This window comes from Pseudomonas sp. FW305-96 (genome assembly GCF_058783825.1).
The window spans coordinates 43,410-68,662 of the sequence record NZ_JBYSYW010000019.1; the positions used below are offsets into that span (position 1 = coordinate 43,410).

The 25,253-nt window shown below is 64.6% G+C and carries 26 protein-coding genes; 22 read left to right on the forward strand and 4 right to left on the reverse strand.

Annotation, left to right across the window (positions count from 1 at the left end; all coding sequences use genetic code 11):
* Positions 1 to 12 precede the first annotated feature (12 nt).
* The 7 genes from AC3WL2_RS15680 to ispD all read left to right on the forward strand — a co-directional run bounded on the left by AC3WL2_RS15680 (position 13) and on the right by ispD (position 7,729).
* On the forward strand, positions 13 to 960 hold the full coding sequence (locus tag AC3WL2_RS15680) for an acetyl-CoA carboxylase carboxyltransferase subunit alpha (RefSeq protein ID WP_023628729.1): 948 nt from the start codon (positions 13 to 15) through the stop codon (positions 958 to 960).
* A gap of 139 nt (positions 961 to 1,099) precedes the next feature.
* Positions 1,100 to 2,395 (forward strand): tRNA lysidine(34) synthetase TilS, encoded by a 1,296-nt coding sequence (gene tilS, locus AC3WL2_RS15685; RefSeq protein WP_102684059.1) that lies wholly within the window; start codon positions 1,100 to 1,102, stop codon positions 2,393 to 2,395.
* A gap of 270 nt (positions 2,396 to 2,665) precedes the next feature.
* Positions 2,666 to 4,294: a CTP synthase gene (gene pyrG / locus AC3WL2_RS15690; protein WP_046854404.1), complete on the forward strand. Its 1,629-nt coding sequence runs from the start codon at positions 2,666 to 2,668 to the stop codon at positions 4,292 to 4,294.
* Positions 4,295 to 4,297: 3 nt separating this feature from the next.
* Complete coding sequence (gene kdsA, locus AC3WL2_RS15695; RefSeq protein WP_102684060.1) at positions 4,298 to 5,143, forward strand: 3-deoxy-8-phosphooctulonate synthase; 846 nt, start codon at positions 4,298 to 4,300, stop codon at positions 5,141 to 5,143.
* A gap of 153 nt (positions 5,144 to 5,296) precedes the next feature.
* On the forward strand, positions 5,297 to 6,586 hold the full coding sequence (eno, locus tag AC3WL2_RS15700; RefSeq protein ID WP_027920020.1) for a phosphopyruvate hydratase: 1,290 nt from the start codon (positions 5,297 to 5,299) through the stop codon (positions 6,584 to 6,586).
* Positions 6,587 to 6,743: 157 nt separating this feature from the next.
* Entirely contained in the window at positions 6,744 to 7,025 is a 282-nt protein-coding gene (gene ftsB / locus AC3WL2_RS15705; RefSeq protein WP_011535259.1) for a cell division protein FtsB, read from the forward strand.
* On the forward strand, positions 7,022 to 7,729 hold the full coding sequence (gene ispD, locus AC3WL2_RS15710) for a 2-C-methyl-D-erythritol 4-phosphate cytidylyltransferase (RefSeq protein ID WP_046854406.1): 708 nt from the start codon (positions 7,022 to 7,024) through the stop codon (positions 7,727 to 7,729). Before ftsB ends, ispD begins: the two co-directional genes overlap by 4 nt.
* 87 nt (positions 7,730 to 7,816) lie before the next feature.
* Here ispD and AC3WL2_RS15715 read toward each other — a convergent pair whose 3' ends face one another.
* Positions 7,817 to 8,731 (reverse strand): LysR substrate-binding domain-containing protein, encoded by a 915-nt coding sequence (locus tag AC3WL2_RS15715; protein WP_102684061.1) that lies wholly within the window; start codon positions 8,729 to 8,731, stop codon positions 7,817 to 7,819.
* 110 nt (positions 8,732 to 8,841) lie between these two features.
* Between AC3WL2_RS15715 and AC3WL2_RS15720 the strand changes: the two genes are divergently transcribed.
* The 8 genes from AC3WL2_RS15720 (at position 8,842) to rpoS (ending at position 15,985) form a co-directional block, all read left to right on the forward strand.
* Positions 8,842 to 9,954, forward strand: coding sequence for an S-(hydroxymethyl)glutathione dehydrogenase/class III alcohol dehydrogenase (locus AC3WL2_RS15720; protein ID WP_016712915.1), 1,113 nt, complete (start codon positions 8,842 to 8,844; stop codon positions 9,952 to 9,954).
* Between the two features lie 10 nt (positions 9,955 to 9,964).
* Positions 9,965 to 10,813 carry an S-formylglutathione hydrolase gene (fghA, locus tag AC3WL2_RS15725; RefSeq protein WP_102684062.1) on the forward strand — a complete coding sequence of 283 codons (849 nt, stop codon included), beginning with the start codon at positions 9,965 to 9,967 and terminating at the stop codon, positions 10,811 to 10,813.
* A gap of 77 nt (positions 10,814 to 10,890) precedes the next feature.
* Positions 10,891 to 11,364: a 2-C-methyl-D-erythritol 2,4-cyclodiphosphate synthase gene (gene ispF / locus AC3WL2_RS15730; RefSeq protein WP_102684063.1), complete on the forward strand. Its 474-nt coding sequence runs from the start codon at positions 10,891 to 10,893 to the stop codon at positions 11,362 to 11,364.
* Entirely contained in the window at positions 11,361 to 12,419 is a 1,059-nt protein-coding gene (truD, locus tag AC3WL2_RS15735) for a tRNA pseudouridine(13) synthase TruD (RefSeq protein ID WP_102684064.1), read from the forward strand. Before ispF ends, truD begins: the two co-directional genes overlap by 4 nt.
* The gene (surE, locus tag AC3WL2_RS15740) at positions 12,407 to 13,156 is read left to right on the forward strand and encodes a 5'/3'-nucleotidase SurE (RefSeq protein WP_046854410.1); all 750 of its coding nucleotides are present in this window, start codon (positions 12,407 to 12,409) and stop codon (positions 13,154 to 13,156) included. Before truD ends, surE begins: the two co-directional genes overlap by 13 nt.
* 38 nt (positions 13,157 to 13,194) lie before the next feature.
* Positions 13,195 to 13,833 (forward strand): protein-L-isoaspartate(D-aspartate) O-methyltransferase, encoded by a 639-nt coding sequence (locus AC3WL2_RS15745; protein WP_173862447.1) that lies wholly within the window; start codon positions 13,195 to 13,197, stop codon positions 13,831 to 13,833.
* Between the two features lie 184 nt (positions 13,834 to 14,017).
* Positions 14,018 to 14,872, forward strand: a complete 855-nt coding sequence (locus AC3WL2_RS15750; protein ID WP_102684066.1) for a peptidoglycan DD-metalloendopeptidase family protein — start codon at positions 14,018 to 14,020, stop codon at positions 14,870 to 14,872.
* A gap of 105 nt (positions 14,873 to 14,977) precedes the next feature.
* Positions 14,978 to 15,985, forward strand: a complete 1,008-nt coding sequence (gene rpoS, locus AC3WL2_RS15755; RefSeq protein ID WP_102684067.1) for an RNA polymerase sigma factor RpoS — start codon at positions 14,978 to 14,980, stop codon at positions 15,983 to 15,985.
* A gap of 124 nt (positions 15,986 to 16,109) precedes the next feature.
* Here rpoS and lptF read toward each other — a convergent pair whose 3' ends face one another.
* The 3 genes from lptF to AC3WL2_RS15770 all read right to left on the reverse strand — a co-directional run bounded on the left by lptF (position 16,110) and on the right by AC3WL2_RS15770 (position 17,961).
* Entirely contained in the window at positions 16,110 to 16,898 is a 789-nt protein-coding gene (gene lptF, locus AC3WL2_RS15760) for a lipotoxin F family OmpA-related lipoprotein LptF (RefSeq protein ID WP_102684068.1), read from the reverse strand.
* Between the two features lie 49 nt (positions 16,899 to 16,947).
* A complete protein-coding gene (locus tag AC3WL2_RS15765) occupies positions 16,948 to 17,361 on the reverse strand; it encodes a DUF4398 domain-containing protein (RefSeq protein WP_102684069.1) in 414 nt (137 codons plus the stop codon).
* Between the two features lie 255 nt (positions 17,362 to 17,616).
* Positions 17,617 to 17,961 carry a pilin assembly protein gene (locus AC3WL2_RS15770; protein ID WP_102684070.1) on the reverse strand — a complete coding sequence of 115 codons (345 nt, stop codon included), beginning with the start codon at positions 17,959 to 17,961 and terminating at the stop codon, positions 17,617 to 17,619.
* Between the two features lie 143 nt (positions 17,962 to 18,104).
* On the opposite strand from AC3WL2_RS15770, the gene ppc reads away from it, so the two are divergent.
* The 7 genes from ppc to AC3WL2_RS15805 all read left to right on the forward strand — a co-directional run bounded on the left by ppc (position 18,105) and on the right by AC3WL2_RS15805 (position 25,251).
* Positions 18,105 to 20,732 carry a phosphoenolpyruvate carboxylase gene (gene ppc, locus AC3WL2_RS15775; RefSeq protein ID WP_102684071.1) on the forward strand — a complete coding sequence of 876 codons (2,628 nt, stop codon included), beginning with the start codon at positions 18,105 to 18,107 and terminating at the stop codon, positions 20,730 to 20,732.
* Positions 20,733 to 20,990: 258 nt separating this feature from the next.
* Complete coding sequence (gene adk / locus AC3WL2_RS15780) at positions 20,991 to 21,641, forward strand: adenylate kinase (protein ID WP_102684072.1); 651 nt, start codon at positions 20,991 to 20,993, stop codon at positions 21,639 to 21,641.
* Between the two features lie 89 nt (positions 21,642 to 21,730).
* A complete protein-coding gene (gene tsaB, locus AC3WL2_RS15785; RefSeq protein ID WP_102684073.1) occupies positions 21,731 to 22,405 on the forward strand; it encodes a tRNA (adenosine(37)-N6)-threonylcarbamoyltransferase complex dimerization subunit type 1 TsaB in 675 nt (224 codons plus the stop codon).
* Positions 22,406 to 22,537: 132 nt separating this feature from the next.
* Positions 22,538 to 22,828 (forward strand): hypothetical protein, encoded by a 291-nt coding sequence (locus AC3WL2_RS15790; RefSeq protein ID WP_038707592.1) that lies wholly within the window; start codon positions 22,538 to 22,540, stop codon positions 22,826 to 22,828.
* A 3-nt stretch (positions 22,829 to 22,831) separates the two neighbouring features.
* Positions 22,832 to 23,701: a DUF72 domain-containing protein gene (locus AC3WL2_RS15795; protein ID WP_102684074.1), complete on the forward strand. Its 870-nt coding sequence runs from the start codon at positions 22,832 to 22,834 to the stop codon at positions 23,699 to 23,701.
* A 23-nt stretch (positions 23,702 to 23,724) separates the two neighbouring features.
* Positions 23,725 to 24,555 (forward strand): isocitrate lyase/PEP mutase family protein, encoded by an 831-nt coding sequence (locus AC3WL2_RS15800; protein WP_102684075.1) that lies wholly within the window; start codon positions 23,725 to 23,727, stop codon positions 24,553 to 24,555.
* 6 nt (positions 24,556 to 24,561) lie between these two features.
* Positions 24,562 to 25,251 carry an extensin-like domain-containing protein gene (locus AC3WL2_RS15805; RefSeq protein WP_102684076.1) on the forward strand — a complete coding sequence of 230 codons (690 nt, stop codon included), beginning with the start codon at positions 24,562 to 24,564 and terminating at the stop codon, positions 25,249 to 25,251.
* The last annotated feature ends 2 nt before the right edge of the window (positions 25,252 to 25,253 follow it).

Here is a 25,253-nt window from a genome sequence, read left to right on the forward strand (position 1 = left end):
AGACGGAAGCCTATGAACCCGAATTTCCTCGATTTCGAACAGCCGATTGCCGACCTGCAAGCCAAGATCGAAGAGCTGCGCCTGGTGGGTAACGACAACTCGCTGAACATCAGCGATGAAATTGCCCGTCTGCAGGACAAGAGCAGCACCCTGACCGAGAGCATCTTCGGCAACCTGACCAGCTGGCAGATCGCCCGTCTGGCCCGTCACCCGCGCCGCCCCTACACCCTCGACTATATCGACCACCTCTTCACCGAGTTCGAAGAGCTGCACGGCGACCGTCACTTCTCCGACGATGCCGCCATCGTCGGTGGCACCGCGCGCCTGGACGACAAGCCGGTCATGGTCATCGGCCATCAGAAGGGCCGCGAGGTGCGTGAGAAGGTGCGCCGCAACTTCGGCATGCCGCGTCCCGAAGGCTATCGCAAGGCCTGTCGCCTGATGGAAATGGCCGAGCGTTTCAAGATGCCGATCCTGACCTTCATCGACACCCCGGGTGCCTATCCGGGCATCGACGCAGAAGAGCGCAACCAGAGCGAGGCCATCGCCTGGAACCTGCGCGTCATGGCGCGTCTGAAGACGCCGATCATCGCCACCGTGATCGGTGAGGGTGGTTCCGGCGGCGCACTGGCCATCGGCGTGTGCGATCAGCTGAACATGTTGCAGTACTCCACCTACTCGGTGATCTCGCCGGAAGGCTGCGCCTCGATCCTGTGGAAGACCGCCGACAAGGCCGCCGACGCCGCCGAGGCCATGGGCATCACCGCCGAGCGCCTGAAGAGCCTGAACATCGTCGACAAGGTCATCCAGGAGCCGCTGGGTGGCGCCCACCGTGATCCGGCCAAAATGTCTGCGAGCATCCGCGCCGACCTGATCGAACAGCTGGACATGCTCGGCAAGCTCGACAACGACGCGCTGCTCAAGCGCCGTTACGATCGCCTGATGAGCTACGGTCTCTGATGGATTCCAGGGGCCGCTTTGCGGCCCTTTCGCCGGCAAGCCGGCTCCCACAAGGGAATGCATATTTCTGTGGGAGCCGGCTTGCCGGCGAAAGGGGCGTGAAACGCCCCCCCGCGATCTCCATCACGGTGAGGCCCAGATGATCAACCTCACCCGCCAGTTTGCCCGTTGGCTCGATGCCCCCGCCTGGCACGTCGCCTTCTCCGGCGGCCTCGACTCCACCGTCCTCCTGCACCTGCTGGCCGATTACGCCCGTAATCACCCCGCGCCTCCCCTGCGTGCCGTCCATGTGCATCATGGTCTGCAAGCTGCCGCTGATGCATGGCCCGCCCACTGCAAGACCGTCTGTGATGCCCTGGGCATCGAACTCGACGTTGTTCGCGTTCAGGTAGCCCCGGGCGCCAGTCTTGAGCAGGCTGCCCGCGATGCCCGTTACACAGCGTTCGAAAAGCAGCTCGCTCCAGGCGCCGTCCTGTTCACCGGCCAGCACCGTGACGATCAGGCCGAGACCTTGCTGTTTCGTCTGCTGCGCGGTGCCGGCTTGCGTGGTCTGTCGGCCATGCCCGAGGCGCGCTCGTTGGGGCAGGGCAGGCTCGTGCGCCCGCTGCTGAAGGTTTCGCGTGAGCGCTTGCACGCTTATGCCCAGAGCAGGGGGCTGGTGTGGGTTGACGATCCCTCAAATACCGACACCACCTTCGCCCGCAACTTCCTGCGCGCAGAGGTCTTCCCGCTGCTGCGCGGTCGCTGGCCCCAGGCTGAGGGCAACCTGGCGCGCAGCGCCGAGCACCTGGGCGAGGCCCTCGGCCTGCTTGACGAGCTGGCCGCCACTGACCTGGCTCCGGCGTGCGACAATGCGCCGCTGCCCTGGCTCGGTCTTGCCTCCCTCGACCTCGCCGTACTCGAGGCGCTGTCACCGGCGCGCCAGCGCAATGCCCTGCAATGCTGGCTCGGTCGCCGCACCCGCCTGCCTGACAGTCGCCACTGGGCCGGTTGGGATGACCTGCGTGGCGCGGCAGGCGATGCCTGCCCGATCTGGCGCCTGACCGACGGTCAGTTGCAGCGCAGCCACGGGCGCATCTGGTGGCTGGACGGGCAATGGCTCCAAGCTCCGACGGGTGAATGGGCGTGGCCGAACCCGTCCACGCCCCTGACGCTGCCGGGCAACGGCCAGGTGTGGCTGGAAGGCTGCATGGACAACACAGGCCTGCGCATCGCCTACCGTCAAGGCGGCGAAATGCTGGAGGTCAGTGGCCGTGGCCGGCGTGACCTCAAGCGTCTGCTCAACGAGCTGCAGGTCCCGCACTTCGTGCGCTCGCGCCTGCCACTGCTGTACCGGGGCGAGCAATTGCTGGCGGTGGCCAATCTGCCCGGACTCGCTCAGGCCGAATGTCAACTGCACTGGCAACCGCCGATGAACGTGCAAGGTTTGAGCTGAAGGGTACATTCCGGTAGACTACCCTCCCTTCTTGATACAACTTCTGTGGGTTCCGCGAAAACACAGCAGTTGCCGATTACCAAGCAGTTTTTTGCTGGGCTGATTTCTTAAAATGACGAGCGAGCTCCATGCCGGGGACACCCCTGGTCTGTACAGACGCGGCAGTTTTTCGAGATGCACTGTGATTGACGCAGGTGATCGGGGGCTTCGGCCTTCCTTCGCTTTCTCCGGCGGCGCTGACCGCCTTAACGCAGACTTCTAGGGTTTTTCATGACGCGCTACATATTCGTCACGGGCGGTGTTGTTTCTTCATTGGGGAAAGGCATTGCCTCGGCTTCCCTGGCGGCCATCCTGGAAGCGCGGGGGCTTAAAGTCACCATGCTCAAGCTGGACCCGTACATCAACGTCGACCCGGGCACCATGAGCCCGTTCCAGCACGGTGAAGTGTTCGTCACCCACGACGGCGCCGAGACCGACCTCGACCTGGGCCACTACGAGCGGTTCATCCGCACCACGATGACCCAGAACAACAACTTCACCACCGGCCGCATCTACGAGCACGTGCTGCGCAAGGAGCGCCGTGGTGATTATCTGGGCGCGACCATCCAGGTCATCCCGCACATCACCGACGAAATCAAGCGCCGCATCATCAAGGGCGCCGGCGATGCCGACGTCGCGCTGGTCGAGATCGGCGGCACCGTGGGCGACATCGAGTCGCAGCCGTTCCTCGAGGCCATCCGCCAGTTGCGCGTCGAAGTGGGCTCCAAGCGCGCCATGCTGATGCACCTGACCCTGGTCCCGTACATCGCCACCGCCGGCGAGACCAAGACCAAGCCGACCCAGCACTCGGTCAAGGAACTGCGCTCCATCGGTCTGCAGCCTGACGTGCTGATCTGCCGCTCCGACCACCCGGTCGACGCCTCGTCGCGCCGCAAGATCGCGCTGTTCACCAACGTCGAAGAGCGTGCGGTGATTTCGCTGGAAGACGTCGACACCATCTACAAGATCCCAGGCGTGCTGCATGCCCAGGGCCTGGACGACTTCGTCGTCGAGCGCTTCGGCCTGCAGTGCAATAGCGCCGACCTGTCCGAGTGGGACAAGGTCGTCGACGCCAAGCTCAACCCTGAGCAGGAAGTGACCATCGCCATGGTCGGCAAGTACATGGAGCTGCTGGACGCGTACAAGTCGCTGATCGAAGCGATGAGCCACGCCGGCATCACCAACCGCACCAAGGTCAACCTGCGCTACATCGACTCCGAAGATATCGAGAACCAGGGCACCAGCCTGCTCGAAGGCGCCGATGCCATCCTGGTCCCGGGCGGTTTCGGCCTGCGCGGCGTTGAAGGCAAGATCACCGCGGTGCAGTACGCCCGTGAGAACAAGGTCCCGTACCTGGGCATCTGCCTCGGCATGCAGGTTGCCGTGATCGAATTCGCCCGTAACGTGATGGGCTGGAAAGACGCCAACTCCACCGAGTTCGACCGCAACAGCGGCCACCCGGTCGTTGGTCTGATCACCGAGTGGGCCGATGCCACCGGCGCGGTCGAGACCCGTACCGAAGCGTCCGACCTGGGCGGCACCATGCGCCTGGGCGCTCAGGACTGCCAACTGGCTGCCGGCTCCAAGGTGCACGACTGCTACGGCAAGGACATCATCACCGAGCGTCACCGCCACCGCTACGAAGTCAACAACAACCTGCTGCCGCAGCTGGTCGAAGCTGGCCTGCAGGTGTCCGGTCGCTCCGAAGACGGCGCGCTGGTTGAAGTGGTCGAGTCCAAGGACCACCCATGGTTCGTCGCCTGCCAGTTCCACCCGGAGTTCACCTCGACGCCACGTGACGGTCATCCGCTGTTCAGCGGTTTCGTCAAGGCTGCCCTGGCACAGAAGAACAAGGCCTGATCCATGACTCAGAAGATCATTCGCGTCGGTAACATCGAGATCGCCAACGACAAGCCGTTCGTCCTTTTCGGCGGCATGAACGTCCTGGAGTCCCGTGACCTGGCCCTGAAGGTCTGCGAGGAGTACGTGCGGGTAACCGAGAAGCTCGGTATCCCGTACGTGTTCAAGGCCAGCTTCGACAAGGCCAACCGTTCGTCGGTCAGCTCGTACCGCGGCCCGGGCATGGAAGAGGGCCTGAAGATCTTCGAGGAGATCAAGCAGACCTTCAACGTGCCGGTGATCACCGACGTGCACGAACCCTACCAGTGCGAACCGGTGGCCAAAGTGTGCGACATCATCCAGCTGCCGGCCTTCCTGTCGCGCCAGACCGACCTGGTCGTGGCGATGGCCAAGACCGGTGCGGTGATCAACATCAAGAAGGCGCAGTTCCTGGCGCCCCACGAGATGAAGCACATCCTCGCCAAGTGCGTCGAGGCCGGCAACGACCAGCTCATCCTCTGTGAGCGCGGCTCGAGCTTCGGCTACAACAACCTCGTTGTGGACATGCTCGGCTTCGGCATCATGAAGCAGTTCGAGTACCCGGTGTTCTTCGACGTGACCCACTCGTTGCAGACCCCGGGCGGTCGCGCCGACTCCGCCGGTGGCCGCCGCGCCCAGGTTACCGACCTGGCCAAGGCTGGCATGAGCCAGGGCCTGGCCGGCCTGTTCCTCGAAGCGCATCCGGACCCGGACAACGCCAAGTGCGATGGCCCGTGCGCCCTGCGCCTGGACAAGCTTGAGCCGTTCCTGGCACAGCTCAAGCAGCTGGACGACTTGGTGAAAAGTTTTCCGACGGTAGAAACCGCGTAAAGCTCATTTCTCGGGTAAAGTACCGCCCGTTCCACCCCTGACCTTTCGGTCAGGGGCTCCCTTCGCCAGGCCTGCCCGTGCCATGTCGCCTGGTGAACGGCAAGAATTCCCAAAAGCTGCGTTGTTTTCGTCAATTCTGGAGTGCTTACAACAATGGCAAAGATCGTCGACATCAAAGGTCGTGAAGTTCTCGATTCGCGTGGCAACCCCACCGTGGAAGCCGATGTACTGCTCGACAACGGCATCATCGGCAGCGCCTGCGCGCCGTCGGGTGCTTCCACTGGCTCGCGCGAAGCGCTGGAGCTGCGTGATGGCGACAAGAGCCGTTACCTGGGCAAGGGCGTGCTGAAGGCCGTCGCCAACATCAACGGCCCGATCCGCGACCTGCTGCTGGGCAAGGACCCATCGGACCAGAAAGCCCTGGACCGCGCGATGATCGAGCTGGACGGCACCGAGAACAAGGCCAAGCTGGGCGCCAACGCCATCCTCGCCGTGTCCCTGGCTGCCGCCAAGGCCGCCGCCCAGGATCAGGACCTGCCGCTGTACGCGCACATCGCCAACCTCAACGGCACGCCGGGTCAGTATTCCATGCCCGTGCCGATGATGAACATCATCAATGGCGGCGAGCACGCCGACAACAACGTCGACATCCAGGAGTTCATGGTCCAGCCAGTTGGCGCCAAGACCTTCTCCGACGGCCTGCGCATGGGCACCGAGATCTTCCACCACCTCAAGGCCGTACTGAAGGCCCGTGGCCTGAATACCGCCGTCGGTGACGAAGGTGGCTTCGCCCCGAACCTGGCTTCCAACGAAGACGCCCTGGGCGCCATCGCCGAAGCTGTCGAGAAAGCCGGCTACAAGCTGGGCACCGACGTGACCCTGGCCCTGGACTGCGCGGCTTCCGAGTTCTACGAAGACGGCAAGTACAACCTGTCCGGTGAAGGCAAGTCGTTCGACGCCGAAGGCTTCGCCGAATACCTGAAGGGCCTGACCGAGCGCTTCCCGATCATCTCGATCGAAGACGGCCTGGACGAGTCCGACTGGGCTGGCTGGAAGATCCTCACCGACAAGATCGGCGAGAAAGTCCAGCTGGTCGGCGACGACCTGTTCGTGACCAACACCAAGATCCTGAAGGAAGGCATCGAGAAGGGCATCGGCAACTCGATCCTGATCAAGTTCAACCAGATCGGCTCGCTGACCGAAACCCTCGAAGCCATCCAGATGGCCAAGGCCGCTGGCTACACCGCGGTGATTTCGCACCGTTCCGGTGAAACCGAGGACTCGACCATCGCCGACCTGGCCGTGGGTACTGCCGCTGGCCAGATCAAGACCGGCTCGCTGTGCCGCTCCGATCGCGTCAGCAAGTACAACCAACTGCTGCGCATCGAAGAGCAACTGGGCGCCAAAGCCGTGTATCGCGGCCGTGCCGAGTTTCGCGGCTGAGCAAGAGATGGTAAAAAGGCAGCAGCCGGGGCCTGCTGAACGTTCGTACTGATCGTTCGGTTGCCTCCACGGGTTTCTGTCGACGAAGCCTGGCCTCGGCCAGGCTTCGTGCTATCGGAAGCTCGCTGCGGCGGCCTTTTTTACCCTGGATATCTTCATGCGCAGTCCCTATTGGTTGTTCCTCGTCCTGCTCCTGCTGCTCGGCGGCCTGCAATATCGCCTTTGGGTAGGTAATGGCAGCCTGGCGCAAGTGACCGAACTCAAGCAGCAGATCGCCGACCAGCATGCGGAAAACGAACGCCTGCTGGAACGCAATCGCGTGCTCGATGCCGAGGTCCTGGAGTTGAAGAAAGGTATGGAGACCGTGGAAGAACGGGCTCGTCATGAACTGGGGATGGTCAAGGAGGGCGAAACCCTCTACCAGCTGCCACAGAAATGACAAACGAACTGCCGGCCTTCTGGGCCGTGATTCCCGCCGCGGGCATTGGCGCCCGCATGGCTGCCGACCGGCCCAAGCAGTATCTGCAACTGGGCGGGCAGACCATTCTCGAGCATAGCCTCGACTGTTTCCTCGACCATCCCATGCTCAAGGGCGTGGTGGTCAGCATTGCCGAACACGACCCTTACTGGCCCGGCCTGCGCTGTGCCAGCGATCCGCGTATCCAGCGTGCCCCGGGTGGTGACGAGCGCGCTGACTCGGTGCTCAATGCGCTATTGCTGCTGCATGCCCAGGGCGCGTCGGATGACGACTGGGTGCTGGTGCACGACGCCGCGCGGCCGAATCTGGCGCGTGGCGATCTGGACAAGTTGCTGTCAGCCCTGGCTGAAGATCCCGTCGGTGGATTGCTCGCCGTACCCGCTCGGGACACGCTCAAGCGTGCCGACGGCGAGGGCAGGGTGGCGGCGACGGTCGATCGCAGCACCGTCTGGCAAGCCTACACCCCGCAGATGTTCCGCCTCGGCATGTTGCACCGGGCACTGGCCGAGTGCCTGGTGTCCGATGTAGCAGTCACCGATGAGTCGTCCGCCATCGAGTGGGCCGGGTATGCGCCGCGCCTGGTCGAAGGGCGCAGCGACAATATCAAGGTGACCCGGCCAGAGGACTTGGAGTGGTTGCGCCAGCGCTGGGCTGGGCGTCGCTGAGCGACGGTCTGACGCCGTACCTGTAGGAGCGGCTTCAGCCGCGATCACCCGCGCAGCGGGTGCCTGACCGCGTTGCCCGCATCGCGGCTAAGGCCGCTCCTGCAAAGGCGTGGTGCGATACTCCGGCAACTGCGCCAACCCTTCCTTGAGATAGTCCACCAACCGCCGCACCTTCGGCGACAGATGCCGTTGTTGCGGATACAACGCCCATACCGCTGTATTCGGCGGTTGGTGCCCCTCCAGCAACGACACCAGCGCCCCGCTATGCAGGTGCTCGAGCACGTAGTAATCCGGCAACTGGCACAGGCCCATCCCCTGCAGCGCCGCATCCAGCACCGCCTGGCCGCTGTTGCAGCGCCAGTTGCCCTGTACCCGCTGGCTGATCTCGCGACCCTCCTGCTGCAGCGCCCACAGGTCGGAGCTGCCGACCAGGCAATTGTGCCGCGCCAACTCCGACACGCTGTGCGGCCGCCCATAGCGTGCCAGGTAGGCCGGTGATGCGCACAGGTACATGCGTCGCGGCGCCAGGCGCGTGGCCACCAGCCGGGAATCCTGCAGGCGGCCCAGGCGGATCGCCAGGTCCATGCCCTCATGCAGCAGGTCGAGGGTGCGGTTGCTCAACTCCACCTCCACCCGCAACTGCGGGTACAGCGCCATGAAGCGCGTCACCAGCGGCACGATGAAGCGCTCGCCATAGGCTACCGCGCAGGTCAGGCGCAGCAGGCCTTTGGGTTCGCTGGCCAGGTCGCCCATGGCGCGCAACGCTTCCTCGCGGCCATCCTGCAGGCGCTGGCAGTGCTGGAGAAAGGTCTGCCCGGCTTCGCTGAGGGTCACCCGCCGCGTGCTGCGGTACAGCAGGCGGGTCTGCAAGCGTTCCTCCAGGCGGGCGATCTGCCGACTGATGTGCGACGAAGACACTCCGAGGCGTTCGGCGGCGGCGGTGAACTGGCCCATTTCTGCCACGGCGACGAATTCGTCGATGCCTTCCCAGCGGCTGCTCAATGGATTGTCCCTGTGTGGCAATAATGTTTTGTGAATGGCCGGATTATTCATCAAAAGGCAGTGAATTACACTGCTTGCCTGCAATCGACACTCTTGTCTGGAGACCTTTGATGATCAAGTCCCGCGCTGCTGTAGCCTTCGAGGCCAAGAAACCCCTGGAAATCGTCGAAGTGGACGTGGCCATGCCCAAGGCCGGCGAAGTGCTGCTGCGCGTCGTCGCCTCGGGTGTCTGCCATACCGACGCCTATACCCTGTCTGGCGCCGACCCGGAAGGCATCTTCCCGTCGATTCTCGGCCATGAGGGCGGGGCGATCGTCGAGGCGGTTGGCGAGGGCGTGACCTCGGTGGCGGTCGGCGACCACGTGATCCCGCTGTACACCCCGGAATGCGGCAAGTGCAAATTCTGCCTGTCGGGCAAGACCAACCTGTGCCAGGCCATCCGCGCCACGCAGGGCAAGGGCCTGATGCCCGACGGCACCACCCGCTTCAGCTACAAGGGCCAGCAGCTGTTCCACTACATGGGCACCTCGACCTTCTCCGAGTACACCGTGCTGCCGGAAATCTCCGTGGCCAAGATCCAGAAAGAGGCCCCGCTGGAGAAGGTCTGCCTGCTCGGCTGCGGCGTGACCACCGGTATCGGCGCGGTGCTCAACACCGCCAAGGTCAAGCCGGGTGACACTGTGGCCATCTTCGGCCTCGGCGGCATCGGTCTGTCGGCAGTGATCGGCGCGGTCAAGGCCAAGGCTTCGCGCATCATCGCCATCGACATCAACCCGGCCAAGTTCGAGATCGCCCGCCAGCTGGGCGCCACCGATTGCATCAACCCGAAAGACTACGACCGCCCGATCCAGGAAGTGATCGTCGATCTCACCGACGGCGGCGTGGACTTTTCCTTCGAGTGCATCGGCAATGTGCAACTGATGCGCGCGGCGCTGGAATGCTGCCACAAGGGCTGGGGCGAGTCGGTGATCATTGGCGTGGCCGGTGCCGGCCAGGAAATCGCCACCCGTCCGTTCCAGCTGGTCACCGGTCGCGTCTGGCGCGGTTCGGCCTTCGGCGGCGTGCGTGGCCGCAGTGAGCTGCCGAGCTACGTGGAAATGTCCGAGAAAGGCGAGATCCCGCTGGACACCTTCATTACCCATACCATGGGCCTGGAGGACATCAACAAAGCTTTCGACCTGATGCACGAAGGCAAGAGCATCCGCAGCGTAATCCACTTCTGAGGCCCTCGCCATGACGCTGGAAAACATCTCTTGCCAGAAAAGCTTTGGCGGCTGGCACAAGCGTTACCGGCACAGCTCCAAGGTGCTTGCCTGCGACATGGTGTTCGCGGTGTACCTGCCGCCCCAGGCCGAGCAGGGCGAAAAGCTGCCGGTGCTGTACTGGCTCAGCGGCCTGACCTGCACCGACGAGAACTTCATGCAGAAGGCCGGCGCCCAGCGCCTGGCCGCGGAGCTTGGGCTGATCATCGTCGCCCCGGACACCAGCCCGCGTGGCGAGCAGGTGCCGGGTGATCCGGACGGTGCCTGGGACTTCGGCCTCGGCGCGGGGTTCTACCTCAATGCCACCCAGCAGCCCTGGGCGCGCAACTACCAGATGCACGACTACGTGGTGCACGAGTTGCCGGAGTTGATCGAGGAGCATTTCCCGGCGTCAAGCCAGCGCAGTATCAGTGGCCACTCGATGGGCGGGCATGGCGCGCTGGTCTGCGCCTTGCGCAACCCGGGGCGCTACCGCTCGGTGTCGGCGTTCTCACCGATCAGCAATCCAATGGATTGCCCTTGGGGTGAGAAGGCCTTCAGCCGCTACCTGGGCGAAGACCGGGCGCAGTGGCGCGATTGGGATGCCAGTGTGCTGCTGGCCGAGGCGGATGAATGCCCGCCGCTGCTGGTGGACCAGGGGGATCGCGATGACTTCCTTGAAAAGCAGCTCAAGCCAGAGGCGCTGGAGCAGGCGGCCCGTAAGGGCGGCCATGGGCTGACCCTGCGCCTGCAGCCAGGCTACGACCATAGCTACTACTTCATCGCCAGCTTCATCGATGAACACCTGCGCCATCATGCGGTGGCACTGGGCAGGGTCTGAGCCGCAGGGCCGTGAAGCAGCCCCAATACCGCAAAAGCAGGTAGAATCACGCCCTGACTCAATCAGGGCGTTCTTCTATGCGTATTGGCCACGGCTACGATGTCCATCGTTTCTGCGACGGTGATTTCATTACCTTGGGCGGGGTGCGTATCCCCCACAAGTTCGGCCTGCTGGCCCACTCCGACGGCGACGTGCTGCTGCACGCCCTGAGCGATGCCTTGCTGGGTGCCGCGGCGCTGGGCGACATCGGCAAGCATTTCCCCGACACCGACCCGCAGTTCAAGGGCGCCGACAGCCGGGTGCTGCTGCGCCACGTGGTCGCTGTCGTGCGTGACAAGGGCTGGAAGGTCGGCAATGTCGACGCCACCATTGTCGCCCAGGCACCAAAGATGGCCCCGCACATCGAGACCATGCGCCAGCACATCGCCGCAGACCTGCAGGTCGAGCTCGACCAGGTCAACGTCAAGGCCACTACCGAAGAAAAGCTGGGCTTCACCGGCCGCGAGGAGGGCATCGCCGTGCATGCGGTCGCCCTGCTGCTGCCAGCATGACCGAACTGGAACTGCTAGGCCCTCGGGCCTCGGGCGATGTCTTGGGCACCGCGGTGCTCAAGGCGGTGGCTGAAGACTTCCAGGTCGATGAAGTCCTCGATATCCCGCTGTCCGGCCAGGGCGAGCACCTGTGGCTGTGGGTCGAGAAGCGTGACCTCAACACCGAGGAGGCGGCTCGCCGCCTGGCCCGCGCCGCCGGCGTGCCGGTGCGTGCCATCAGCTATGCCGGCCTCAAGGACCGTCAGGCCCTGACCCGCCAGTGGTTCAGCCTGCACCTGCCGGGCAAGGCCGACCCAGACCTGTCCCGTGCCGAGGACGACACCCTGCGCGTGCTCAAGCAGGTGCGCCACCAACGCAAGCTGCAGCGTGGCGCGCATTCGGCCAATGGCTTCACCTTGCGCCTGACCGCGCTGGAGGCCGACCACCAGGCCCTTGATGCCCGCCTGGAGCAACTCAAGCAGCAGGGCGTGCCCAACTACTTCGGCAGCCAGCGCTTCGGCCATGCCGGTGGCAATGTGCACGACGCACAGGGCTGGGCCGCTCGCCAGGCGCTGCCCGAGCAGCGCAACCTGCGTTCGCGGCTGCTGTCGGCCGGGCGCAGCTACCTGTTCAACCAGGTGCTGGCCGCCCGTGTCGCCGACGGCAGCTGGCTGCGCGCCCAGGTCGGCGACCTGCTGGCCTTCACCGACAAGCGCAGCTTCTTCGTGGCCGGCGAGGCCGAGTGCAACGACCCGCGCCTGGCCATTCTCGACCTGCACCCGACGGGCCCGCTGTGGGGCGCCGGTGCGGCACCGAGCCAGGGCGCGACCCTCGACCTGGAGTCCACGGTCGCCGGACGTCATCCGGCGCTGTGCGATTGGCTGGCGCGAGCGGGCATGGATCACGAACGGCGCATCCTGCGGCTCCCTATTGGGCGGCTGACGTGGCATTATCCCGAGCCTGATATCCTGCAACTGGAATTCGTCCTTCCGGCCGGATGCTTCGCCACCGTGGTGGTGCGCGAACTCGTCGATCTGGTGCCGGCAGGGCAGACGGACAGCCCATGCGTATTCTGATTTCGAATGACGACGGTGTTACCGCACCCGGCCTCGCCGCGCTGCATGAAGCGTTGGTGGACTATGCCGAGTGCGTGGTGATTGCCCCGGATCAAGACAAGAGCGGTGCCGGCAGCTCGCTGACACTGGACCGGCCGCTGCATCCGCAGACGCTGGCCAACGGCTTCATCAGCCTCAACGGCACGCCGACCGACTGCGTGCACCTGGGGCTCAACGGCCTGCTGCCGGAAACCCCCGACATGGTGGTGTCCGGCATCAACCTGGGCGCCAACCTGGGGGATGACGTGCTCTATTCGGGCACGGTGGCTGCGGCGTTGGAGGGGCGCTTCCTCGGCGGCACCTCGCTGGCCTTCTCGCTGCTGTCGCGCCTGCCCGACAACTTGCCGACCGCCGCCTACATCGCCCGGCGCCTGGTCGAGGCGCAGTCGCGCCTGGAGTTGCCGCCGCGCACCGTGCTCAACGTCAATATCCCCAACCTGCCGCTGGAGCATATACGTGGCATCCAGCTCACCCGCCTGGGGCACCGCGCGCGTGCCGCGGCACCGACCAAGGTGGTCAACCCGCGGGGCAAGGAAGGCTACTGGATCGCCGTGGCCGGCGATGCCGAAGATGGCGGCCCGGGCACCGACTTCCATGCCGTGATGCAGGGTTACGTGTCGATCACCCCGCTGCAACTGGACCGCACCTTCAACGATGCCTTCGAGCGCCTCGACGGTTGGCTGGAGGGCCTGCTCTGATGCGCGAACAGGACGATCTGCAGCGCCGCGGCATCGGCATGACCTCCCAGCGTACCCGGGAGCGGCTGATCCAGCGGCTCTATGAAGAAGGCGTGTCGAACGCCAAGGTACTCGAGGTCATTCGTCGCACCCCGCGCCACCTGTTCGTCGATGAAGCCCTGGCCCATCGCGCCTATGAAGACACGGCGCTGCCGATCGGCCACAACCAGACGATCTCCCAGCCGTTCATGGTCGCGCACATGAGCGAGCTGTTGCTGGAGGCAGGCCCCCTGGACAAGGTGCTGGAGATCGGCACCGGCTCGGGCTACCAGACCGCGATCCTGGCCCAGCTGGTCGAGCGGGTGTTCTCGGTGGAGCGCATCAAGGTGCTGCAGGACCGGGCCAAGGAGCGCCTGGTCGAGCTCAACCTGCGCAACGTGGTGTTCCGTTGGGGCGACGGCTGCGAAGGTTGGCCGGCGTTGGCGCCTTACAACGGCATCATCGTCACCGCAGTCGCGCCTGAAGTGCCGCAGGCACTGCTCGATCAGTTGGCGCCGGGCGGACGCATGGTGATCCCGGTCGGGCCGGCGGGGGAGACCCAGCAACTGATGCTGATCGTGCGCGAAGAGCATGGCTTCTCGCGGCGGGTACTCGGCGCCGTGCGCTTCGTGCCGCTGCTCAATGGCCCACTGGCCTGAGCGGCGTCACGGAATATTTGCGGCGACGACGAATTCTTGCGCCTGGGCCCTGTCTATCTGGCGTGGCGCTTTTCGTACTGGATCAGGCCAACAGCGAGTCACCCCAAGCAGGGTGGCTCGGTTATAATTGAAACAATATTGCATTTTTGTATCGTCATTTTTTGACAGCATGAGGGGAGCGCGGGTGGGTCACACAGGCATGCGGCAGCGCAAGGATCGGTCGGTTTTGAAGCTTCTGGTGATCGCGCTGGCCATGGGGACCCTGCTGGCTGGCTGTTCCAGCACCAGCTCGAACGGCGCCCGCGTGGTCGACCGCAACAACGCCGCGCCCAAGCGCCCGACCGTCACCTCGGGGCAGTACATCGTCAAACCCGGCGACACGCTGTTCTCCATTGCCTTCCGCTACGGTTGGGACTACAAGGAGCTGGCGGCACGCAACAATATTCCCGCCCCCTACACCATCCGCCCGGGCCAGCCGATCCGTTTCAGCAGCGGCGCGGGGGGCAGCACGACGGTCGTCGGCAGCGCTTCTTCATCGAGCCGGACCACCGTGATCCGCCGGCCGGTTGCCACTACGGCGCCGGCAACCAGCAATGGCAAAAGTGCCACAACTGCCCCTTCCACCACCTCGCAAACGGTTGCCCAGGTGCCCGCCGCAGAGCGCGCGGTTGGCGGTTGGACGTGGCCGGCGAACGGCGTGCTGATTGGAAAATTCGCTTCAAACGGTAGTTTGAATAAAGGCATTGATATCGCCGGTGATTTGGGACAGCCTGTTTTTGCTGCGTCTGATGGAGCGGTGGTCTACGCCGGCAGTGGCTTGAGGGGCTATGGCGAGCTCATCATCATCAAACACAGCGATACCTACGTCAGTGCCTACGGTCACAACCGCAGGCTTTTGGTTCGGGAGGGGCAGCAGGTCAAGGCAGGGCAGACGATCGCAGAAATGGGGTCCACGGGCACTGATCGGGTGAAGCTGCATTTCGAGATTCGCCGCCAGGGCAAACCCGTCGATCCTCTCCAGTTCCTGCCACGCCGTTGATCATTGTCCCGGCCTGTTCCTTGGATGTAGAGGGGACAGGCTCCAGCGCTGCCATGGAAGGGTGACGCTCGAGTCTGAGTTCGAACTCAGCAAAGGACTATAACAATGGCTCTCAGTAAAGAAGTGCCGGAGTTTGACATCGACGATGACCTGCTTCTGATGGAGACGGGCATCGTTTTGGAAACGGATGTGGTGTCAGACGAACCTGCTGTACCTTCGGTTCGGACCAAGTCGAAACAGGGCGCGTCGCTCAAGCAGCACAAGTACATCGACTACAGTCGGGCACTTGACGCGACCCAACTGTATCTCAACGAAATCGGCTTCTCGCCTCTGCTTTCGCCAGAGGAAGAAGTGCATTTCGCGCGCCTGTCGCAAAAAGGCGACCCTGCCGGGCGCAAGCGCATGATCGAAAGCAACCTGCGCCTGGTGGTCAAGATTGCCCGCCGTTACGTCAATCGTGGCCTGTCGCTGCTCGACCTGATCGAGGAAGGCAACCTGGGCCTGATCCGTGCGGTGGAGAAGTTCGATCCTGAACGCGGTTTCCGCTTCTCGACCTACGCGACCTGGTGGATCCGCCAGACCATCGAGCGGGCGATCATGAACCAGACCCGCACCATCCGCCTGCCCATTCACGTGGTCAAGGAACTCAACGTCTACCTGCGCGCCGCGCGTGAACTGACACAGAAGCTCGACCACGAGCCGTCGCCTGAGGAGATCGCCAGCCTGCTGGAGAAACCGGTGTCCGAGGTCAAGCGCATGCTTGGCCTGAACGAGCGGGTGTCCTCGGTGGATGTCTCGCTGGGGCCGGACTCCGACAAGACGCTGCTCGACACCCTCACCGACGATCGTCCTACCGATCCATGCGAACTGCTTCAGGATGACGACCTGTCGCAGAGTATCGACCAGTGGTTGGGCGAGTTGACCGACAAGCAGCGTGAGGTGGTGGTACGGCGTTTCGGCCTGCGTGGGCATGAAAGCAGTACCCTGGAGGATGTCGGGCTGGAGATCGGCCTGACCCGTGAGCGGGTGCGGCAGATCCAGGTCGAAGGCCTGAAGCGCCTGCGCGAGATTCTCGAGAAGAATGGCCTGTCCAGCGAGTCGCTGTTCCAGTAGTCACTGACGTGCGCCAGGCAAACGCCCCGACATGTTCGGGGCGTTTGCTTGAGTGGCTTGCATGATCGACAGGAATGAAAAAGCCCCGCCATCAAGGCGGGGCTTTCCGTTCAGATGGCAAGCGTTACTGGATCTGGCTGACCGAGCGTGGCGCCACCGGCTGGTTGTCGTTGGAGATGGTCACTTCCACCCGACGGTTCTGCGCACGGCCCGAGTTGCTGCCGTTGTCCGCTACCGGATACTCCTTGCCATAACCCTGGGCGACGATGCGCGCAGGGTCCACGCCGGCACGCACCAGTGCCATGCGCACCGCGGCGGCGCGACGTTCGGACAGGGTCTGGTTGTAGTTGGCCGAACCGACGCTGTCGGTGTAGCCCTCGACGATCACCTTGCGCTCAGGGTTCTCCTGGAGGAACTGGGCCAGCTTGGTGACATCCGGATAGGCGCTGCTCTTGAGTTCGGCCTTGTTGAAGTCGAACAGTACATCGCCGAAGGTCACCAGGGTGCCACGGTCGGTTTGCTTGGCGTTGAGGCTGTCCTGCAGTTTCTTGATCTGCGCATCGCGGGCGTCAAGTTTGGCCTGGGCGCGTTGTGCCGCGGCGTTTTTCAGTTCACCTTCCGCGGTGCGCAGCGCGATGGTCTGTTTGGCCACTTCGACGCGTTGATTGGTGAGGTAGGCGAGCTGGTCGACCTTCTTCTCATCCTCGCGATCCATGTAGGCCTTGTCGGCCTTGTTCAGCCAGTCCTGTGCGTCCTTGGTCTCGAGCGCGGCCACCTTGCTCGACTGCGGATCGCTCTGCAGGGCGGAGAAATTGGTGCGGGCCGACTCGAGGTTGGCGTTCGGGTCGTGGGAGCAGGCGGCAAGGCCGACGCTCAGGGCCAGCAGGGCGGGAATCATGACGTAGTTGCGCATAATGTTCATCCTTTGATCTTTAAACGAAGGCTATAGAGGCAGGGCAGGCTTATTCAGCGCTGCGCAGGCCTTCCTCACGTACGTCCCGGACGCCCTGGCGGGCATCCTGCACGGCCTTCTGGGCCTTGGCAGCCTGGGCTTTGCGCTCGGCAAGGCGGGCGTCCCATTCGGCCTGCTCGGCCAGCAGCTTGGCATCGTCATACTTCTTGTCGTGCATGGCGATTTCGGCCTTCTTGAACTTGTCCTGGGCAGCTTTCATTTCCACTGCTGCGAACTCGGTGCCACCGGCGCTGACCGCCGAGTTGACCGCCGATTGGGTCACGGCGTACTGCTCGGTAGGCGGCTTGCCCGCGCAGCCGGCCAGCACCAGGCTGCTGCCCAGGGCCAGCGCGGCCAGCTTGAGCCCGCGCAGATGAGTGGAGGAAGGTTGTGCGATGCGGGTCTTCATGGTGGTCAACTCCATTGGGTCACTCCTGTTAAACGACGATGCCACGCAGTGACAATCGCTGTTCCCCTGTTGCCAGCGTCGGGCGCAAAGGCCCGTGTTTACAGGGTTTTGCCGTGATGGCTATTGGCTGTGACCGAAGCGGTTTTTGAATAGTTCAGAAAAATTTGCACGCTAAAGGTATTTTTTTCTGACTAATCAGTCAGCGGATTTCGCCTGGAACTTCCGCTGCGAATGACGGTATGCCGGGCGGTGCCCGGCACCCGCAAGGGCTCAGTGCGAGGGGTCTTTCCGTACCCGGCCAAGGGCCTGCAGATGGCGCCTGGAAAGGGCCAGGAAGCGCGGCGTAGGGCCGATGTCCTCGTACAACGGGTCGCCTTCCTCGTCGGTGGCGATCACCTGCTGGCCCTTGACGTAGGGGAAGCTGGCCTCGAGCTCTTCCAGTGCCGCCGCCACCAGCTCGCCCAGGAGTTCCTCGGGGCTGCGCTTGGGGTACATGTCGATCAGCGCGGCCAGGCGCGCTTCTGCTTCCATGTCCAGGTGCAGGACATGGCCGGTGGGGCTCAGGCGGCCGGCGGCGTTCTGTTCCCAGTGCTGGGCGAGTTGGCGAATTTTCATGATGACCTCTGTCAAAGCCTGGAGTGGCATTGCTTCGGATGACCTGTGTTTACTTTAGTTGCTTTGGCGGCTCGCGGCTTGCCAGGGGCGGGCGCGAGTGGGCACTCTTGGGCGCATGCGGTTTCCTGGAGTGGAGAAGGCTGATGAGTGATATCGATCTGCGCTTGCGCGAGGATGTGCACCTTTTGGGAGAACTGCTTGGCGAGACCATCCGCCAGCAGCATGGCGAGGCGTTCCTGCAGAAGATCGAGGACATCCGCCACAGCGCCAAGGCCGACCGGCGCGAGGCGGGCGAGCAACTGAGCTCGACCTTGGGCGATCTGGCCGAGGAGGACCTGCTGCCGGTGGCGCGGGCGTTCAACCAGTTCCTCAACCTGGCCAACATCGCCGAGCAGTACCAGCTGATCCGCCGCCGTGACGCCGGCCAGCCCGAACCGTTCGAGGCCCGCGTGCTCCCCGAATTGCTGGCGCGCCTGAAGGCGGCTGGCCATGGCAACGATGAGCTGGCCCGGCAACTGGGCAAGTTGCACATCGAGCTGGTGCTTACCGCGCACCCCACCGAGGTGGCCCGGCGTACGTTGATCCAGAAGTACGACGCCATTGCCGCGCAGCTGGCCGCGCAGGACCACCGCGACCTCATCCCCGCCGAGCGCCAGCAGGTGCGCGAGCGCCTGCGTCGGTTGATCGCCGAGTCCTGGCACACCGAGGAAATCCGCAGGACCCGGCCGACGCCGGTGGACGAGGCCAAGTGGGGCTTCGCGGTGATCGAGCATTCATTGTGGCAGGCGGTGCCCAACCACCTGCGCAAGGTCGACACGGCACTGTTCGAGGCGACCGGGCTGCACCTGCCACTGGAGGCGGCGCCGGTTCGCTTTGCTTCCTGGATGGGCGGTGATCGTGACGGCAACCCCAATGTCACGGCGGCGGTAACCCGCGAAGTGCTGCTGCTGGCGCGCTGGATGGCTGCCGACCTGTTCCTGCGTGATATCGACTACCTGGCTGCCGAGCTGTCCATGCAGCAGGCCAGCGCCGCACTCAAGGAAAAGGTCGGGGACAGCGCCGAACCTTACCGGGCGCTGCTCAAGCAGTTGCGCGACCGCCTGCGTGCCACCCGCGCCTGGGCCCACGCCTCGTTGGCCGCGACGCAGCCGGCCAGCGCGGCGGTGCTGGTGGACAATCGCGACCTTATCGCGCCGTTGGAGCTGTGCTACCAGTCGCTGCATGAGTGCGGCATGGGCGTGATTGCCGACGGCCCGTTGCTCGACTGCCTGCGCCGGGCGGTGACGTTTGGTCTGTTCCTGGTGCGCCTGGATGTGCGTCAGGACGCTGCCCGCCATCGCGATGCGCTGTCGGAAATCACCGACTACCTCGGGCTCGGCCGCTATGCCGAGTGGGACGAAGAGCGACGCATCACCTTCCTCCAGACCGAGCTGAAGAATCGCCGCCCGTTGCTGCCGGCGCACTTCCAGCCCCAGGCCGATACCGCCGAAGTACTCGCCACCTGCCGCGAAATCGCCGCGGCCCCGGCGGCGTCGCTGGGTTCGTACGTGATATCCATGGCCGGCACGGCGTCCGACGTGCTGGCGGTGCAGCTGTTGCTCAAAGAGGCCGGGTTGACCCGGTCGATGCGCGTGGTACCCCTGTTCGAGACCCTGGCCGACCTGGACAACGCAGGCCCGGTCATGGAGCGCCTGCTCGGGCTGCCGGGCTATCGCGCCGGGCTGCAGGGCCCGCAAGAGGTGATGATCGGCTATTCCGACTCGGCCAAGGATGCCGGCACCACGGCGGCGGCCTGGGCCCAGTACCGTGCTCAGGAAAACCTGGTGCGCATCTGCCGTGAACACCAGGTCGAGCTGCTGCTGTTCCATGGCCGCGGTGGCACGGTGGGACGTGGCGGTGGCCCTGCTCACGCGGCGATCCTGTCGCAGCCGCCGGGCTCGGTGGGCGGGCGTTTTCGCACCACCGAACAGGGCGAGATGATCCGTTTCAAGTTCGGTCTGCCGGGCATCGCCGAACAGAACCTCAATCTCTACCTGGCCGCGGTGCTGGAGGCGACCCTGTTGCCACCGCCGCCGCCTGAGCCGGCCTGGCGCGCACTGATGGACCAGCTGGCCGCCGACGGCGTCAAGGCCTACCGCGCCGTGGTGCGCGAGAATCCGGACTTCGTCGAGTACTTCCGCCAGTCCACCCCCGAGCAGGAGCTTGGCCGGCTGCCGCTGGGCAGCCGCCCGGCCAAGCGCCGCGCCGGTGGCATCGAAAGCCTGAGGGCGATCCCTTGGATCTTCGGCTGGACCCAGACACGGCTGATGCTGCCGGCCTGGCTCGGTTGGGAGACCGCGCTGAACAATGCCCTGGCACGCGGGCAGGGGACGCTGCTGGCGCAGATGCGCGAACAATGGCCGTTCTTCCGTACCCGCATCGACATGCTGGAGATGGTCCTGGCCAAGGCCGATGCGCAGATCGCCGAGGCCTACGACGAACGTCTGGTGCAACCCGAACTGCTGCCGTTGGGCGCGCACCTGCGCGACCTATTGTCGCAGTCGTGCCAAGTGGTACTGGGGCTGACCGGGCAGTCGGTGCTACTGGCGCACAGCCCGGAAACCCTGGAATTCATCCGCCTGCGCAACACCTACCTGGACCCGTTGCACCGCCTGCAAGCCGAGTTGCTGGCACGCTCGCGCAGCCGTGAAGCCGCTCTGGACAGCCCGTTGGAACAGGCCTTGCTGGTGACGGTGGCCGGGATCGCGGCCGGGTTGCGCAACACCGGCTGAGTTAGGCCGAGGGTAGGCGCGGTGAGTGGCAGGGCTGGCCGTGGCCGCTCCTTCCATGGCCGGTTGCGCCCGGCGCAACCTGTCCCCCGGCAAGCTGCAAGTGGCGCATTCCTGCCACTTTGGGACGCTTGTCGGGGGGGCGGGCGCTGTGTATCTTGAGCAGCCTTTTGACCGATTTTGCGGTCTCGACCGATTTTTCCGGAGTTGGCCTTGTGCGCCGAATCCGTTGATTTGCATAAAAAATATGAGGAGCACAAGATGCGCGTAATTCTGCTGGGAGCTCCCGGGGCCGGTAAAGGTACTCAGGCAAAGTTCATCACCGAGAAGTTCGGTATTCCCCAGATCTCCACCGGTGACATGCTGCGTGCCGCCGTCAAGGCCGGTACCCCACTGGGCCTGGAGCTGAAAAAGGTCATGGATGCCGGCCAGCTGGTCTCCGACGAGCTGATCATCAGCCTGGTCAAGGAGCGCATCGCGCAGGCTGACTGCGCCAACGGCTGCCTGTTCGACGGCTTCCCGCGCACCATCCCGCAGGCTGAAGCCATGGTCGCTGCTGGCGTCGACATCGACGCCGTGGTCGAAATCGCCGTGGACGACGAAGAAATCGTCGGCCGCATGGCTGGCCGCCGCGTGCACCTGGCATCCGGCCGCACCTACCACATCCAGTACAACCCACCGAAAGTGGAAGGCAAGGACGACGTCACCGGCGAAGACCTGATCCAGCGCGATGACGACAAGGAAGAAACCGTGCGTCACCGCCTGTCGGTCTACCACAGCCAGACCAAGCCGCTGGTGCACTTCTACCAGAAGCTGTCGGCCGCCAACGCCGGCAAGCCGAAGTACAGCCACATCGAAGGCGTCGGTTCGGTCGAATCGATCACCGCCAAGGTACTGGCAGCCCTGAGCTGATCCGTCACCGTGCGTCACGACGGCCCGCTTGCGGGCCGTTGTCGTTTATACTGCCGCTCTTTTCCCCTGTCGCCTGGATACCTCGCTCGATGACCACCCTGCTGGCCCTGGATACCGCTACCGAAGCCTGTTCCGTCGCCCTGTTGCATGACGGCAAGGTGACCAGCCATTACGAGGTCATCCCGCGCATGCACGCGCAGAAACTGCTGCCGATGATCAAGCAGTTGCTGGCCGAATCGGGCGTGGCGCTGAGCGCGCTGGATGCCATCGCCTTTGGCCGTGGCCCGGGCGCTTTCACTGGCGTGCGTATCGCCATCGGCGTGGTCCAGGGCCTGGCTTTCGCCCTCGAACGCCCGGTACTGCCAACGTCCAACCTGGCGGCCCTGGCGCAGGGCGCCTTGCGTGAGCGTGGCGTGCAGCAGGTGGCCGCGGCCATCGACGCGCGCATGGACGAGGTGTACTGGGGTTGCTACCGCGCCGAACAGGGCGAGATGCGCCTGATCGGCCAGGAGGCGGTACTGCCGCCAGAGCGCGTGGCCCTGCCGCAAGGCCCGGGCGAGGCATGGTTCGGTGCCGGTACCGGCTGGGGCTACGCCGAGCGCCTGGCCGTGCAGGTTTCTGCCAGCGATGCGGCCGCGTTGCCTAGCGCCCTGGATATCCTCACCCTGGCCGGCTTCGCCTGGGCACGGGGCGAGGCGGTGGTCGCCGAACAGGCGCAACCGGTCTACCTGCGCGATAATGTGGCTACGCCCAAGGCGCGTTGAAGGCATTTCGTCGGCTATCGCCATTCACGATAAAACCTTTTGCGCGAACTGTGGTCCAGTTATCAGTTCGGGCATTAGCGAAGGATTCCTGATGCTGCTAAATTGCCATCATTGATCCTGAGTGCCTTTGTCATGCGTATCGACGGCTTCTCCTCACAGAGCTACCCCATCAAGCGTGCGCCACGCAAGGCGCCAGCGCGTGACGAAGCCATCGACGAAGCCGATGCCGAGATCATCGAGGACATCGACGCGCAGATCAGCCGCGCCAGCCGTCGCGGCGAGAACCTGCCCGCCCGCCAGCAGGACCTGATCTTCCCCCGCGCCCGCAACCGCCGAACCTCCACCGCCCTGGCCAGCTACCTGACCACCGCCGGCTTCACCGACTGGGAGATGGAAGTGCTGGGGCTGGACCTGTACATTTGATGGATGACGCCATCACCCCTCCCTTATTTCCTCGGTTGCCCGTCCTGGGCTGAAAACGCCTGGCGCGAGTACCTCTATCCCGCCGACGCCCGTAGCGGCGAGTTCCTCGGGCTCTACAGCCAGGTATTCAACGCCGTTGAAGGCAATACCACCTTCTATGCCCGTCCCGCGCCGGCGACCGTCGAGCGTTGGGCGCAGATCATGCCGTCGGGGTTTCGCTTCACGGCCAAGTTTCCGGGCGATGTAAGCCATGCCGGCGACCTGCGCGAACAACTCGATGCGGCCGTCGATTTCACCCGGCTGATGGCGCCCCTGGGCGAGCGCGTTGCGCCGTACTGGCTGCAGTTGCCGGCAATGTTCGGCCCGTCGCGCCTGGGCGAGCTGGCGTATTTTCTTGATGAGATCGGCGTGCCCCTGGCGGTGGAGGTGCGCAACGATGCCTTCTTCGCCCGGGGCGAGGAGGAGCGTCAGCTCAATCGCCTGCTGCATGAACGTGGAGTCGAGCGTATCTGCCTGGATCCGCGTGCGTTGTTCAGTTGCACCTCGCGCGAGCCCGCGGTGCTCCATGCCCAGGCCAAGAAGCCCAAGGTGCCGCCGCGCCCAGCGGCCTTCAGCCAGTCTCCGCAGGTGCGTTTCATCGGTCACCCGCAGCTCGAGGCCAACGAGACCTTCCTCACTCCTTGGATCGACAAGGTCGCTGCATGGATCGAAGAGGGCCGCAGCCCCTACGTGTTCCTGCATACTTCCGACAATCGCCTGGCGGCGGCGCTGGCCCAGCGTTTTCACCAGCGGCTTATGGCTCGCCTGCCGGGCCTTGCAGCGCTGCCTGAATTGCCCCGCGCCCCTGAGGTCGAACAACTGGGGTTACTTTGATCTGATTGCCGGGAGGTTGAACCATGGATGTGCAAACCCTGCGAGCCGAAGCCTTCAAGGCGCTGCATGAGCAAGATGGCGCGTTCGTCATCCCCAACCCGTGGGATGCCGGCTCCGCCCGGCTGTTGGCCAGCCTGGGATATGAAGCGCTGGCCACGACCAGCGCGGGGCTGGCGTTCAGCCTCGGGCGGCCGGATGCCGAGGGCGCGCTGACGCTCGAGGAAACCCTGGGCAACGCCCAGGCGATCGTCGATGCCACCCCATTGCCGGTGGCGGCGGACCTGGAAAACGGCTTCGGCGATTTGCCCGAGGACTGCGCACAGACCCTTCTGCGCGCCGCCGAGGCGGGGCTGGTGGGTGGTTCGATCGAAGATGCCAGCGGCCGCGCCGAAGCGCCGATCTACGACTTCGACCTGTCCGTGGCGCGTGTACGCGCCGCCGTGCAGGCTGCCCGCAGCCTGCCGTTCCCCTTCACCCTTTGCGCGCGCGCCGAGAACCTGCTGCACGGGCGTCTCGACCTGGATGACACCATTCGCAGGCTGCAAGCCTATGCCGAGGCCGGCGCCGATGTGCTGTATGCCCCGGGGCTGCGCAGCGTCGATGAGATCCGTGCGGTGGTGCAGGCCGTGGCGCCAAGGCCGGTGAACGTGCTGATGGGCATGGCGGGCGTGCCCTTGAGCGTGAACCAGTTGCAAGACCTGGGCGTCAAGCGCATCAGTGTCGGCTCATCGCTGGCGCGTGCCGCCCTGGGCGCTCTGCAGCGGGCCGCGCTGGAGATCCACGAGCAGGGTACTTTCAGTTATGGCGAGCAGGCATTGCCATTCGCTCAGCTCAATGACCTCTTCCGTCGCTGAGGCCGCATGGGCAAGACGTTGACCGTACTGGCCAGTCTGCTGCTGGCCGTGCTTGTTGCCTGGTGGCTCGGTTGGCGCCCGGCGGATGCCTGGAACCCGTGGGCGGTGCTGGATGTGCGGCAGCCGCCGAACCTGCTGACACCCTACAAGTTGTCGCGCCTGCGCGCCGACCCCGAGCTGTGCCGTCAGGCGTTGCAGACCTCGTCATTGCGCTATCGGCAGCAAAGCGACAGCCCGGTGACGGCCAACTGCCCGTTGCGCAACGTCTGGCGCGTCGAAGGCGGTCAGGCGCGGCTCAGCAGCAGCTTCCTCGCCAGTTGCCCGCTGGCCGTGGCCTATGCGCTGTTCGAGGTGCATGGGTTGCAACCGGCGGCGCAGCGGGTGTTCGGCCAGCCAGTGACCCAGGTTGATCACCTGGGCAGCTTTGCCTGCCGCAACGTCTACCATCGCAAGCAAGGGCGGCTCAGCCAGCATGCCAGCGCCAATGCCCTGGATATCAGTGGTTTTCGCCTGCAGGACGGCCAGCGTATCGTGTTGGCGCGGGACTGGCAGGGAGATGGGCGCAAGGCGGACTTCCTGCGCCAGGTGCAGGAGGCGGCGTGCGCAAGCTTCAGCACGGTGCTGGGGCCGGACTACAACGCCGCCCACCACAATCACTTCCATGCGGACATGGGCTTCTGGCAGATCTGCCGCTGAGG

Coding starts and splice junctions, on each gene's coding strand:
- AC3WL2_RS15795 (WP_102684074.1), top strand. CDS start 22,832: ATGACGCCATCACCCCTCCCTTATTTCCTCGGTTGCCCGTCCTGGGCT.
- AC3WL2_RS15800 (WP_102684075.1), top strand. CDS start 23,725: ATGGATGTGCAAACCCTGCGAGCCGAAGCCTTCAAGGCGCTGCATGAG.
- truD (WP_102684064.1), top strand. CDS start 11,361: ATGACCGAACTGGAACTGCTAGGCCCTCGGGCCTCGGGCGATGTCTTG.
- AC3WL2_RS15720 (WP_016712915.1), top strand. CDS start 8,842: ATGATCAAGTCCCGCGCTGCTGTAGCCTTCGAGGCCAAGAAACCCCTG.
- kdsA (WP_102684060.1), top strand. CDS start 4,298: ATGACTCAGAAGATCATTCGCGTCGGTAACATCGAGATCGCCAACGAC.
- AC3WL2_RS15770 (WP_102684070.1), bottom strand. CDS start 17,961: ATGAAAATTCGCCAACTCGCCCAGCACTGGGAACAGAACGCCGCCGGC.
- rpoS (WP_102684067.1), top strand. CDS start 14,978: ATGGCTCTCAGTAAAGAAGTGCCGGAGTTTGACATCGACGATGACCTG.
- ftsB (WP_011535259.1), top strand. CDS start 6,744: ATGCGCAGTCCCTATTGGTTGTTCCTCGTCCTGCTCCTGCTGCTCGGC.
- ispD (WP_046854406.1), top strand. CDS start 7,022: ATGACAAACGAACTGCCGGCCTTCTGGGCCGTGATTCCCGCCGCGGGC.
- AC3WL2_RS15680 (WP_023628729.1), top strand. CDS start 13: ATGAACCCGAATTTCCTCGATTTCGAACAGCCGATTGCCGACCTGCAA.
- adk (WP_102684072.1), top strand. CDS start 20,991: ATGCGCGTAATTCTGCTGGGAGCTCCCGGGGCCGGTAAAGGTACTCAG.
- fghA (WP_102684062.1), top strand. CDS start 9,965: ATGACGCTGGAAAACATCTCTTGCCAGAAAAGCTTTGGCGGCTGGCAC.
- surE (WP_046854410.1), top strand. CDS start 12,407: ATGCGTATTCTGATTTCGAATGACGACGGTGTTACCGCACCCGGCCTC.
- ispF (WP_102684063.1), top strand. CDS start 10,891: ATGCGTATTGGCCACGGCTACGATGTCCATCGTTTCTGCGACGGTGAT.
- AC3WL2_RS15745 (WP_173862447.1), top strand. CDS start 13,195: ATGACCTCCCAGCGTACCCGGGAGCGGCTGATCCAGCGGCTCTATGAA.
- lptF (WP_102684068.1), bottom strand. CDS start 16,898: ATGCGCAACTACGTCATGATTCCCGCCCTGCTGGCCCTGAGCGTCGGC.
- tilS (WP_102684059.1), top strand. CDS start 1,100: ATGATCAACCTCACCCGCCAGTTTGCCCGTTGGCTCGATGCCCCCGCC.
- ppc (WP_102684071.1), top strand. CDS start 18,105: ATGAGTGATATCGATCTGCGCTTGCGCGAGGATGTGCACCTTTTGGGA.
- AC3WL2_RS15805 (WP_102684076.1), top strand. CDS start 24,562: ATGGGCAAGACGTTGACCGTACTGGCCAGTCTGCTGCTGGCCGTGCTT.
- tsaB (WP_102684073.1), top strand. CDS start 21,731: ATGACCACCCTGCTGGCCCTGGATACCGCTACCGAAGCCTGTTCCGTC.
- pyrG (WP_046854404.1), top strand. CDS start 2,666: ATGACGCGCTACATATTCGTCACGGGCGGTGTTGTTTCTTCATTGGGG.
- AC3WL2_RS15790 (WP_038707592.1), top strand. CDS start 22,538: ATGCGTATCGACGGCTTCTCCTCACAGAGCTACCCCATCAAGCGTGCG.
- AC3WL2_RS15765 (WP_102684069.1), bottom strand. CDS start 17,361: ATGGAGTTGACCACCATGAAGACCCGCATCGCACAACCTTCCTCCACT.
- eno (WP_027920020.1), top strand. CDS start 5,297: ATGGCAAAGATCGTCGACATCAAAGGTCGTGAAGTTCTCGATTCGCGT.